Here is a 12,182-nt window from a genome sequence, read left to right as displayed (position 1 = left end):
TCCGTTAGCACAGGTTCATAGTTACTGTACGTAGTGCCTATTTAGCCTCTCCTACAAAAAAGCTCACCCCCACACTTCCTTCGACTGGATCAAGCGGCAATTTGGTTAACACTTTGCCTATGTTCTTAACAAAAATAAATCCTGTATGTCATTCAAAATGAAAATTAGGGATTGAACGCCACGTTACGTGCTGTTTTATAATAAATCCAATCACTTAGATTTGAAGGAGGCTAGTAATGTACACAATCGGCCAGCTTTCCAAAAAAACAGGCGTTACAGTTAGAACACTTGACTACTATGACGAGATTGACTTGCTGAAACCTGCTGCCGCCACTGAAGGCGGCCACCGTTTGTATGGCGATCAAGAAGTAATGCGTTTGGAGCAAATTTTATCGTTAAAGTATTTAGGATTCTCCTTAGAAAAAATTCAGTTTATTCTGAGGGAACCTCCCCCATCGTGGGAAACAGCGCTTACCGAGCAGCTGTTAATGGTTGATGAAGAAAAGAAAAGGCTGGATGATCTTCAACGCTCATTGCAAGGGATTTTATATTCAATTCAGATTGAAAAACAGGTGAATTGGCCCCTAATTTTTGGCGTTATGCAAATGTTTCAGCAAGGTGAACGAGAAGCAATAAAAGTGCTCGATCGGTATATGAGCCGGGAGCAGCAAGAAAAAATGCTGTCTGTTAATATGGATCAGCAAAAATTGGATCGGTGGGTAGCGCTTATTTATGAAATCCGGGAAAACATCCATGAACGACCTGACTCTCCGATCGCCCAAAAACTTGCTGAACGCTGGATGGAAGGAACCTATGAAATGTTTGGGCATGATGACGAATTTTTAGGCAATGCCTGGAACGCAATAAAAGAGGAAAGTAACGGTGTTATGTTTTATCCGATGACCAAGGAAGTGGTTGATTTTATTACAGAAGCGATCAAGGAAAAGGAAAGAAAGGCAGGTGAATCGAACGCATGAATGCAGCGATTCAGTTGAAAAAGGTTAGAAAAACGTACGGGAAAAAAAGAAAAGCGATTCAAGATTTGTCGTTAACGATAGCAGAAGGAGACATTTATGCTTTGCTAGGACCGAATGGTTCTGGCAAATCAACAACGTTTCGCATCCTGACCACCTTGGCATCAGCCGATCAAGGGGAAATCCGCTATTTTGGCTCTTCCAAAATCAATAAACAAACGATCGGATGTGTCGCCCAAAACTCAGGCGTCGATCCGACAGCAACAGGAAGGGAAAACTTAATGCTGCAAGGCAGAATTTACGGCCTGCCTAAGAAGGCGCTTAAAGAAAGAGTAAATGAGCTGCTTACTGTCTTTCATTTGCAAGAGGCTGCCGATCGACTGAGCAAACATTACTCTGGCGGGATGAAAAGAAAGCTGGACCTCGCAATGGGGATTATTCATCGCCCGAAGCTTCTTTTTCTTGATGAACCGACTACCGGACTTGACCCCGAATCTCGTGCGGAGCTGTGGCAAATGATCAAGCAGTTGCAAAGCGATGCTGGTATGACGGTTTTGCTGACGACTCATTATATGGAAGAAGCCGACGAGCTAGCTGACCGGATCGCATTTATGAATGAAGGCAGAATCGTTGCTGAGGGAACGCCAGAGGAGATGAAAAACAAGGTTGGCGGGGACACGATTACGATCCAATGCCGAGAAGCTCAAGTGGCTGCGCAAGTGCTCGCTGCAGCTTATAACGTTCAACAGCCGGAAACCCAAGATGAATTCACATTGCATGTCGTCACAGAGAACGGAGCTGAGAAGCTCCCTAATGTTATCAGACTACTGGAAAAACAACATATACCAGTAGATTCTATTAAGGTATCAAGACCTGATCTTGGTGATGCCTACTTGTTGTATACAGGAAAAACATTAAGGAAGGAAGAGACTTCATGAAGCTGTTTACGGATACAGGATGGGTATTCATGCGTTATTTGAGAGGCTTGCTCCGCTCCCCGTTTGTATTAATCATAACAGTGGTACAGCCAATGTTGTGGATGATTCTGTTCGGCCATGTCTTTTCCAGCATAGGGAGTATTCCTGGTTTTGCTGCCAGCTCTTATATCGATTATCTTGGGCCAGGGATTGTGATGATGAGCACGATGATGGCTGGGGCATACAGCGGCATGGGCGTACTGAGCGACTACAAAGATGGAGTGCTTGACCGGTTGTTGATTTCACCGATAAGTCGTCTTGCTTTGCTGCTCGGCTCTTTACTGCAAGATGCATTGACCTTATCCTTTCAGGCTGCGCTTATGATTGGTGTCGCCGCGATACTAGGGGCCAGCTTTAGTGGAGGACTGTTAGGCATTGTCCAGCTCATCTTGATTGCCGTGCTGCTAGGGCTTGCGATGGGCGCCTTATCCATCTCACTTGGGTTGATCGTCCGCAACGAATCTAGCTTAACGGCTGCCGTCAGCTTTGCGACGATGCCTTTATTGTTTCTGTCAGGCTTGTTTATGCCTTTGCAATTAGTGCCCCATTGGGTTGAGGTCATCGCCCGTTTCAACCCGCTAAATTGGGCGGTTGAAGCAGGACGGGAGGTGCTTGGCGCTCAGCCGGATTGGAGCCTTGTACTACAACACGGAAGTTACCTGGCTCTTCTCTTTGCAGCTTCATGTCTGCTTGTTGTTGGAGCATTTCGCCATTATCAGCGGTTGATTTGAACAAACGAAGGATCAAGGAAAAAAATCACGTATCGACGTAAATTTCACCATGCCTGAACGCCTAGAACCACCATTTAAGTGAATAGCATCTCCGTTGTAATATGGATGGAGAGCATTCACCAAATGGTGGCGTTCCTTTTTACAAGAACTTGCATTTAGTTCCCTTCAAATGAGTTCTTCAGCTCTTCAATATTAAATTTTTTCATCTGAAGAAAGGTCTGAGTAAGACGATCTTGCTGCGCTCTCGTCCCCGTCTGCATCATCTCTCCCAGAACGGTCGGCCACACTTGCCACGAGACACCATACTTGTCCTTCAACCAGCCACATTGCTCTGCTTTCGGGTCGGCTGATAGTTTGTCCCAATAGTAATCAATTTCATCCTGGTTTTCGCAACAGATTAACAAAGAGATCGCTTCATTAAAACGATAAGCATGGGATTCTGCACTGTCCATAGCGACAAACCACTGATTTCCAATCTGGTAGTCTGCGTACATGACCGTCCCCTCTTTATCAGGTTCCATACCTGCCGAGTAACGCTCAATTTCGCCGAGGCGTGAATTTGCGAATACCGAGGCATAGAAGTCTCTAGCTTCTTCCGCCTTGCCCCACATATCTCCGACAAACATCATCGCCGGAATAATAAAAGGACGTTCCTCATCAACAGGATCAGACAGGATAAGTTGCCATGTCACACCATACTTATCTTGTATCCAACCGTAGCGCTTACTGAATGGGTATTTCTGAAGCGGCATCAACACTGTACCCTCCTCAGACAATTTTCCCCACAGCTCATCAAGCTTTTCCCGGGCATCTTCATCTTTGGAAGGATAAAAGTTCAAAAAGAATGAAATCGACGGATTGAACTGGAAATAAGGTCCAGCGCTTATCGCCATAAATGAATATCCTGCAATTTCAAAAGAAACCTCGTCGCTATCTCCTGAAGGCGTATTTCGAATTGTTGTCCTATTTGTGATCCTGCCATTTGGAAAAATCGAAACATAAAATTCCGCTGCCTCTACAGCCTCCTTATCAAACCATAAATGCGGAACAATTTGCTGATTGTTCATGTAATCCCTCCTCCATTTGTCCCTTCAAACTTGTTCTGGTCTCTAGTTTATCGTAAGTGACAAATGAGGATTTCTTTTCAGTTGCTATCTTTCCTATGTCTTACTCGCATTTCGATAGCGATGCAGATTAACTAACTTTCACCAAAAATGGTCTGTAAAGCAACTGCAAACTGCTTATACTTGTTTCAGTAAGTATCCGTTCTAAGCAACCACATTAACATTAGCCGATGCGATCAATCTCACTGCGCGGATAACGTTTTTTGTAACCGCTTCATTTTCTTATATACAAACTATGCTGTTGATGATAAAATTATTTCTGTAAGAAACAATTTTATTTTAACTGGATACAAAAGGAGGACATGACTCATGGATTCTATTGAAACTACTGTCCCATCCTTTGATGGTACAAAGCTTTACTTTGTAAAAAATTTGGTAGACAATGCGAGGGCTGCCGTCGTCATTGTTCATGGCTTATGTGAGCACGCCGGACGCTACGACTATTTGACGGAAAACTTAAATACGCGCGGCTTCAATGTATACCGTTTTGATCACCGCGGCCATGCCAGATCAGAAGGCAAACGCACATTTTATAGCAACTTTCACCAAATTATTGATGACGTTAATGTAATAGTTGATCAAGCATTGCAGGAAAGCGCCAATATACCCGTGTTTGTGATTGGACATAGTATGGGTGGCTTTGCCTCAGCAGCATTTGGTACTAAATACCCGGGCAAAGTAAAAGGAATCGTGTTGTCGGGAGCACTTACCCGCTATAATACCCAGGTTGCAGGGGAACTCCCGCTTGCTCTTCCCGCGGGCATTTATCTTCCGAATGAACTTGGCAGCGGAGTGTGCAGCGACCCTGAAGTTGTAGCGGCCTATGCGAATGACCCGCTTGTAGAAAAGCAAATTTCCGTAGATCTGTTTAATAGTTTAGGTGAGGGTGTAGCGTGGCTAAAGCAGTATGCTGAAGATTTCGTTGATCCGGTCTTTGTCATGCATGGTGCGAATGACGGCCTTGTCAGCGAGCAGGATTCCCGTGATTTTTATGGAGATATCGCATCCGCTGATAAATCTTTAAAAATTTATGCTCATTTGATGCATGAAATCTTCAACGAGCCGAGCCGCGATGAAGTCATTGCAGAAGCCATTGCGTGGCTAGAGAAACGTATCTAATTGTAAAGGTCTGTGAAATACGTAATCAGAATATGTTATGATCCTTTCTAAAGGAACACGATTTAACTATGGAAGGGATTTATTAATGAAACTAGAATGGATGGGGAAGCATCGAGCCCTTATTGAGAAGATCATTAAGTATGGTAACGCCTATTCCAATACTTATAAGCAGCAGCGAAGCTATGGCACAGATATAACATTTTCCGCATCACAGATTCAAACTTTAGAGTATATTCTAGAGGCTGAGGAGAAGGATGAGAAAATGTCCGAAATGGCTGCGCGCCTTGGAGTCAGCCGCAGCACGTTCTCAAAGAATGTTAAACACCTAACAGAAAAAGGCTTACTGGAAAAGTATCACTTAAGCGGAAATCGTAAAGATATTTATGTTAAGCCTTCTGCCAAAGGACGCGAAGTGTACGAACAATATACGCGATTTGTTTACAAGCTCTGCTTTGAGGAAATCTTTCAATACGCAGACAAAATTTCAGAGGAAGACAAGGAAAATTTCATCCGTATTTTAGATTTATTCGCCGATGTATTGCTCTGGTACGGTAAAAAAGAACAAGAGCCGCGAAAGCTTGTAAAAATTGATGATCAAAGTAAACCAGATTCACCTATGTAAGAAAGTGAGCAGAGGGGATCCCATAAACAAGTTTGTTCGTTCGATCAGACGGCATCCCGCAGGACCAAGCTCGGCGCATTTAATCCTTGCGGGATGTGCAACTGCTAGTAGAAAAACAACAAAGCGCCTTGCCCTTAGTATCCACTTTACTCGTGCTTCTTTGATAGTAAGTGGGTTGCATCCAAGATCCTCATTGAGATGAATGCCATCACAATAGATTTTTTCCATGGGGGTATGGCCATGAACAACCGGCTTGCTACCTGTGAGGATAAACAAAGTTTCCCCAACTATACTGTAGAACTCCGATTCCGTCATCCACAAAATATACCAGCTCTACTAGTCCAACGGTTCATAAGGATTTACCGCATGGATATAGATAAAATGGTCGTCCTGATAGATGAGGGATAATTCGCCAAGCCACTCTATGTACTCATCCATTTACGCTCGATTAAGAGCTTCGTTCAGGTTCTCTAACGTTCGCGGCCGCCATGACTGGCCACAGCTTGTCCCCTGACCGGTAATAATCGAGCATCATTTCCTCCTGATTGCCGGCTGTGGCTGTTACTTGATCCGGATGAGCATAGGCGAGCTCTTTAATATACCGCAGCACCTTGCCGCTTTATTTTCCCCGATTGATATAGTCAACCCCAAATACCACCCGGTCCTGAGTCCAATTCAAATAAAGCAAGGTTCGTGTTGGTTAGGGAAAACCCTTCTCGACACAAACTCAATTTTAATCGCTATAAAGGTGGCTTCTGCGACGGCGTTGTCATACGAGGTGCCTTTGCTGCTGAGCGAACGGGCGATTCCAAAGGTGGCTAGTGTCTCGTCCATCTTGTGATTGATAACTCTCTACCACGATCGGTATGAAACAGAGCAATCTCCTGTAAAGGATATGGAATTTTAGCGGTGACTCGTCCCACGAGCTCCTTGTCCTTGTTTAGCCCAGAACTTAACCGATGCTTTCGCGGTTGTATAGATTAATAATGATGCAAATATAATGCCAGTTTGAACCGCCCCGTACATACGTTAGCGCATTTTCTTGTTGGAACTTCCGATCAAGGGTATTCCCTATTTTCGATTCACTGCACACGGATTTCATTGATTTAAATGGAGCCACGGTATAGGTGGATACAAGTCCTTATGCCTTCATGTAACTAAATTGAAGAATCTACGAATTTTGAAAGCCATTTCGAGAAATAAATTTCTTTTTCAGCTATAACATCGGTATATACTGTAGCCATTCTTTCTTCATAAGACATGTTATGGTTAGTTGAAAAATTCTGCTTTAGCTCATACCTATACCCAATTTCCAGTGCACCTCAAGAAAACTTAAACGAACGTGAATTAGATTCTCGCAGCATGTGCCCGAATATATTTTTTTACAGTTCAATTGTCGTTCGTAAGATTATCTGTAAATAAGATACCATTCCTTCTTGCCCAGTGCGAAATCTTATTCACAAGCGGGAAGAAAACAGCCTGTTGCGACTAATGCCTAGCTTAAGATTTTACCATGAGCAACGCGTCTCCTTTTTTGTTAGGTTTTGAATCGTTCCTTTCAGATAAAAAGACATCCAGCACAAACACTGGATGTCTCTTTCCTTTACAACGGCAATGGTGCGACCGCTGAGATGAGTTGTTTTTCAATTAATTCCTGCCAGAACGCTTCTGGGATTTTCTCTCGTAAGGCTTCGAGGTCTTCCTTAATGCGATCGGGTCTCGTTGATCCAGGAATGACCGCAGCTACAGCTGGATGCGCTGTTGAAAACTGTAGCGCTGCTGCTTTTAGGCTGACGCCGTAAGACTCTGCTACTTCTGTTACTTTGTTGATTTTCGTTTGAACGTCTCGTGGGATCTCACCGTAGTTATAGTGATCTCCGCCAAGTAGGGCTCCCGAGCTATACGGTGCACCTACAACAATGGCTGAATTCGATTGCTCGACTTCAGGCATCATTCTGCGCAGTGTGTCTTCATGATCAAGAAGGGTGTATTGGGTTGCTTGTAAACTAATAGTTGGATGCACTTCTTCAAGTTGAAGGGCAAGCTCAATTGGGATTGTTGTGTTTACACCGAGACCCCATCCTTTTATGACACCTTGTTTCTGTAAGTCATCAAGTACAAGGAAAGCACCTGTTCGCGCTTCTTCAAATTTGGCGATCCATTCGTCCCCATGAAAATCAGGTGACAGATCGTGTACAAACACAAAGTCCAGACGATTGGTCTGCAGTCTTTCCATGCTTTGATCAATGGAGGTGTGCGTAGCCTCTGCAGAGTAGTCTGTTGTCATTTTATTGGTTCGACCATTCGTAAAGAGGCCTTCTTTTTCCTCCGTTTCGTCTTCAATGACGCGACCGATCTTTGTACTTAAAACATAGTCATCTCGATTTTGCTTGGAGAGAAACTTCCCTAAACGAAGCTCTGCCAGACCTGCCCCATAAAATGGTGCTGTGTCATAATAACGAATGCCTGCATTCCAGGCTGCTTTGATCGTCGCTTGGGCTTCTTCTTCTGGCACTTCACGAAACATATTACCAAGTGGTGCTGTTCCAAGTCCTATTTTTTGGGTCAGTAATTCTTTTATGTGCTTCATGTGTCATTCTCCTCCGTTTCATTCATATGCATCTTTTACCGTTCATCTTAAGGTTTAAACCTCCCATAAGTAGGATATTTCTTCCTTAACAAGCATAGGAAGGACTAACCCTTTCAAGATTATCAATCTTGAAAGACAAGGAACTTATGAAATTGGTTTGAACCATGTCAGCCAAATCATGCAGCTTAGACCGGTTTCTTATTAAATGATATGAAACGGATTGTAGATGAAAATTTAACACGTATAACGTCCACATAGATTATAAAATTCTTTCTACTCTATATCCCTCTTTTTCTAATAATGTAGGGATACTTGGTTCAAGAATGACATGAAATGTACCCACAAAGACAAAGAATGTCTGATCTTGATTGAACTGTATGGTTTGATCAAGCTTCTTTGACATTTTTAGATTACGTTGATCATTTAACTGCTCAAAATATTCTTTATTAATACCCGCCTCTTCGTAATCTTCACGAATTTTTTTTAACGCTTCGTAATCTCTATTTAACCAATCCAAAGCGCTTTGTTCCGTTTCTTTCGGCAAGTTCTTGAAATGTCGAACGTTCTTTTGCAGTGTTTGCACTTGTGTCTTTAGTCATCTCCTAGATGGATCGTACCGAATACGTACATGACTGTTTCATTATTAGTTACCTTCCATAAAAAACCACCATTCGTAGTATCGAAATTATTGCTGGCATTCCTACTTCCACCAAGATTTTTATGATTAGATCCCATCATATTCCCTCCAATTAAAAAGCTGCTCCATAAAAGAAGTATTCAATTTTACGATTTAATTTTTCAAAAATGAAGACATTAATGAACCATTTTTAATACATGCGTTATCATCTTTTTACTGTACATTTCCAGGCTCAAATTCGGCTCATTTTGATCCAAAGACATTGTGACTGTTATGGTCCCCCCGTATTAGTAACGTAACAACTTGAGGGTCAATGTTTTTAAATTCATTCGTTTTCTAACCATTTGTCAAAATGTCTTTTAAAAGCACATTCAATTCTTCTTGGAATGTCAACACAAAACTGGACAAATTTTTAAAGGTGCAAGGCTTTGTAATCGATGGGCGATTGATAGTCGAGTGAACCATGGAGGCGTATATGGTTAAACCAATGTAAAGCAAGGTCAAGTTCGTGTTGGTTAGGGAAAACCCTTCTCGATACAAACTCAATTTTAATCGCTTTAAAGGTGGCTTCTGCGACGGCGTTATCATACGGAGTGCCTTTGTTGTTGAGCAAACGGGCGATTCCAAAGGTCACTAGTGTTTGGTCCATCTTGTGATTGATAAACTTTCTACCATGATCGGTATGAAACAGAGCAATCTTCTGTAAGAGATAGGGAATGTTAGCCATGGCTTGTTCCACGAGCTCTTTATTCTTGTTTGGACCAGAACTGTAACCGATGATTTCGCGGTTGTATAAATCAATGATGATACAAATAGAATGCCAGTTTGAACCGACCCGCACATACGTTAGATCACTGCCGACCACGGTTAGCGCTTTTTCTTGTTGGAACTTCCGGTCAAGGACATTCCCTATTTCTGAGTCGTTGCACACGGATTTCGTCGGCTTAAATTGTACCATCGTGTATGTTGATACAAGTCCTTGTGCCTTCATGATTCAGCCAATGCGGCGGCGTGAAACCGTCCACCCTTGTTTTTTAAGTTCTTTTTTGATTTTGCGCTGGCGATAGATCCCTCGGCTTTGACGAAAAACATCGCTAATGATTGCGGTTAGCTGTTCTTCCTCTTCCGCGTGATCCCGTTGCTTGGCTTCATAATAAAACGTGCTACGTGGGATGTTCAAAATCGCACACATGGCAGCCACTGGGTAGATTTCGTGACTTTGACAAATCACGTCTCTTTTCGTCCCATGATCAGCGCCGCAAGTCTCCCATATCATTCTCCATGGCAAGCCTCTGGTTTTCTTTTCGTAGGCGGATCAGCTCTTCTTGTTCAGGCGTGCGATTTTCTTTCTCTGTGAATGCGCCACTTGTTTGGTATTGACGAAGCCATTTATCAAAAGCAGATGGAGCAAGTTCATATTCATGGATGATTTCCGCTCTAGGTTTTCCGGAAGCATAAAGTTTCACAAGCGGGTTTCTTAAATTCGGCTGTGAAACTTCTTCGCCGACCTTTGACTTCAGTCATGATATCCCAATCCCTTCATTAGATGATTCCATCTTGTCTAGTAGACCTTAGAGGATTTGTCCAACTAAGTGTAACCTATCCACAGATCCACCGTATGGCCAGCACCGACCATCATAGCATTTCAATCCACTCCCTCATACAGAGGGAGACGCTTTTGGCTCCCGTTACCAACAGCATAGAAACTAATTTCAATCCACTCCCTCATACAGAGGGAGACTTGACGTTGACGTAAACGACTTAATCTACTTTGATATTTCAATCCACTCCCTCATACAGAGGGAGACGAAATCTACAACTTAGTTGTAGAAAAGAACAGAGGATTTCAATCCACTCCCTCATACAGAGGGAGACCTTGCCACAATATCAAAACTGCAAAGGAAAAAGCATTTCAATCCACTCCCTCATACAGAGGGAGACCGCAACATTTTGTAATTCACTAACACTATAACACAAGATGTTGCGTCAATCTCAACCCTGGAGTGTTCAAGTTCCATGTTTCGCTGACAAAAACAGCCAAATCAGCGAAAAATTCCGGAAAACCTCCCTAGGTTTTCATGTTCACTTCAGGTTTTCCAACGCCGTCAAAAGATGAGAGGGTCTTCCACATTGAGCGTTTCCTTGGCGCCGAAGTGATTCACTTTATTGCGGTATTGATTACCCAACTGGTAGATTCGAATACTGTCAGACTGCTGGTCAATCACCTTCATCAAATCCATTTCTAACCTCTTTTTTTGGGTCGCGTCTACAATGCATTCAAAAACAGAATTTTGAACTCGAACACCATATTGCTCACAGATCTTAGCCACTCTTCGCAATCTGGTCGCTCCGCCGTTTGTTGTAATTGCCACATCGTAGGTTACAAGCACTAACAAAGCTATCCCCTCCACATAAATGGGGGATAAACGTCCAGATCATCGCGTACATGTCTGGCCAAGAGCAACGATTGGATGTGCGGTAGCAAGCCCCATTTAATTTTTTCTTTAAGAAACGGATGCTCGATCTGAACATTTTTCTGCTCCTGCCATAGCTGGAAGAACTTTTTTCTCCCTTCATCGGTGAGCAGACAGGCGCTGTTTTCCTTTACCTTGAAATCTTTGGCCTGGATTTGCTTGCGGTTGATCAGATTCAGGACAAATCTGTCAGCCATCACAGGCCTCAATTCCTCCATTACATCCAAGGCCAACGACCTTCGGCCCGGTCGATCCCGATGCAGAAAACCTACGTAAGGATCAAGCCCCACGCTCTCAAGGGCGGAGGTCACTTCATTGGCCAGCAAGCTATACGCTAGAGAAAGCAAAGCGTTGGTCCGATCCAGCGGCGGCCTTCTTGACCTGCCGTGGAAAAAGAACGACTCTTTCTGCTGCAAAATCAAATGATCCCAGATCTGAAAGTAGCGGGATGCGGCTTCTCCTTCCAGCCCTCGCAAGGATTCTAGATTATCCACCCGCTTCAGCTCGTCAATCCTGCCGCTCAAATGCTCAATCGTTTCATTCAAAGTGTCAAGCTCAATTCGTAAGGCATGAGACTTCCTGACTTGTTTCAGCATATGGATCGTATTATATACTTTGCCGATAATAAAATTTCGGGCAATATTTATACTGAGCTCTTCATCATCCGACCATCGATACTGTGTCTTGCGCAGAGTTACATTGCCATCGATCGTGCCCGTGATTCTTGCCCGGAATCTGCCGTTCTGGTTGAAGAATGAAATGCTGATCTTTCGTTCTAGGCATTCCTCCATCAGTGCAGGACTGATGCCTTGGTGACCAAATGTACAGATTCCCTCCAGGTTGTTCAAAGGGACCTTCGCAATCGATTGATGATCAACCAGCAGATTGATATTCCCGCCTGATAGAGCAAGATAACATTCGGGAGCGTCACGTA

General features: G+C 43.4%; 11 protein-coding genes, 2 pseudogenes and 1 CRISPR repeat array. Of the genes and pseudogenes, 5 read left to right on the top strand and 8 right to left on the bottom strand.

Translation table 11 applies throughout. The features are described from left to right. The first annotated feature begins 236 nt into the window (after positions 1 to 236). The 3 genes from N6H06_RS06635 to N6H06_RS06625 are packed head-to-tail and all read left to right on the top strand — an operon-like array spanning position 237 to position 2,682. A complete protein-coding gene (locus N6H06_RS06635; protein WP_263705916.1) occupies positions 237 to 977 on the top strand; it encodes a MerR family transcriptional regulator in 741 nt (246 codons plus the stop codon). Continuing rightward, positions 974 to 1,912 carry an ABC transporter ATP-binding protein gene (locus N6H06_RS06630; protein WP_263705915.1) on the top strand — a complete coding sequence of 313 codons (939 nt, stop codon included), beginning with the start codon at positions 974 to 976 and terminating at the stop codon, positions 1,910 to 1,912. Before N6H06_RS06635 ends, N6H06_RS06630 begins: the two co-directional genes overlap by 4 nt. Next, positions 1,909 to 2,682, top strand: a complete 774-nt coding sequence (locus tag N6H06_RS06625; RefSeq protein WP_062747784.1) for an ABC transporter permease — start codon at positions 1,909 to 1,911, stop codon at positions 2,680 to 2,682. The genes N6H06_RS06630 and N6H06_RS06625 overlap by 4 nt, the downstream gene beginning before the upstream one ends. 155 nt (positions 2,683 to 2,837) lie before the next feature. Here the strand turns inward: N6H06_RS06625 and N6H06_RS06620 are convergent, their stop codons facing one another. Next, a complete protein-coding gene (locus N6H06_RS06620; RefSeq protein ID WP_263705914.1) occupies positions 2,838 to 3,749 on the bottom strand; it encodes a VOC family protein in 912 nt (303 codons plus the stop codon). Positions 3,750 to 4,115: 366 nt separating this feature from the next. On the opposite strand from N6H06_RS06620, the gene N6H06_RS06615 reads away from it, so the two are divergent. Next, positions 4,116 to 4,925 (top strand): alpha/beta hydrolase, encoded by an 810-nt coding sequence (locus N6H06_RS06615; protein ID WP_263705913.1) that lies wholly within the window; start codon positions 4,116 to 4,118, stop codon positions 4,923 to 4,925. Positions 4,926 to 5,010: 85 nt separating this feature from the next. Continuing rightward, positions 5,011 to 5,547, top strand: coding sequence for a MarR family winged helix-turn-helix transcriptional regulator (locus N6H06_RS06610; protein WP_263705912.1), 537 nt, complete (start codon positions 5,011 to 5,013; stop codon positions 5,545 to 5,547). A gap of 448 nt (positions 5,548 to 5,995) precedes the next feature. Here N6H06_RS06610 and N6H06_RS06605 read toward each other — a convergent pair whose 3' ends face one another. The 7 genes and pseudogenes from N6H06_RS06605 to cas1c all read right to left on the bottom strand — a co-directional run bounded on the left by N6H06_RS06605 (position 5,996) and on the right by cas1c (position 12,111). Further along, positions 5,996 to 6,157 (bottom strand): hypothetical protein, encoded by a 162-nt coding sequence (locus tag N6H06_RS06605; protein ID WP_263705911.1) that lies wholly within the window; start codon positions 6,155 to 6,157, stop codon positions 5,996 to 5,998. 80 nt (positions 6,158 to 6,237) lie between these two features. Continuing rightward, a pseudogene (locus N6H06_RS06600) lies at positions 6,238 to 6,688 on the bottom strand (DDE-type integrase/transposase/recombinase); the annotation flags it as partial. Between the two features lie 462 nt (positions 6,689 to 7,150). Beyond that, a complete protein-coding gene (locus tag N6H06_RS06595; protein WP_263705910.1) occupies positions 7,151 to 8,137 on the bottom strand; it encodes an aldo/keto reductase in 987 nt (328 codons plus the stop codon). Positions 8,138 to 8,396: 259 nt separating this feature from the next. Continuing rightward, positions 8,397 to 8,720: a TraB/GumN family protein gene (locus N6H06_RS06590; RefSeq protein ID WP_263705909.1), complete on the bottom strand. Its 324-nt coding sequence runs from the start codon at positions 8,718 to 8,720 to the stop codon at positions 8,397 to 8,399. A gap of 466 nt (positions 8,721 to 9,186) precedes the next feature. After that, positions 9,187 to 10,298, bottom strand: a pseudogene (locus N6H06_RS06585) (IS3 family transposase). Between the two features lie 118 nt (positions 10,299 to 10,416). After that, positions 10,417 to 10,715: direct repeats of the CRISPR family, unit length 32 nt; unit sequence ATTTCAATCCACTCCCTCATACAGAGGGAGAC. Positions 10,716 to 10,879: 164 nt separating this feature from the next. Next, positions 10,880 to 11,170, bottom strand: a complete 291-nt coding sequence (gene cas2, locus N6H06_RS06580) for a CRISPR-associated endonuclease Cas2 (protein ID WP_263705908.1) — start codon at positions 11,168 to 11,170, stop codon at positions 10,880 to 10,882. Positions 11,171 to 11,172: 2 nt separating this feature from the next. Beyond that, positions 11,173 to 12,111, bottom strand: coding sequence for a type I-C CRISPR-associated endonuclease Cas1c (cas1c, locus tag N6H06_RS06575; protein WP_318527538.1), 939 nt, complete (start codon positions 12,109 to 12,111; stop codon positions 11,173 to 11,175). Positions 12,112 to 12,182: the final 71 nt, after the last annotated feature.

It is taken from the genome of Shouchella tritolerans, from assembly GCF_025770735.1.
Taxonomy (GTDB): Bacteria; Bacillota; Bacilli; order Bacillales; family Bacillaceae_D; genus Shouchella; species Shouchella tritolerans.
Note: the sequence above shows the minus strand (reverse complement) of the source record. Positions and strands in the feature narration are given on the sequence as shown.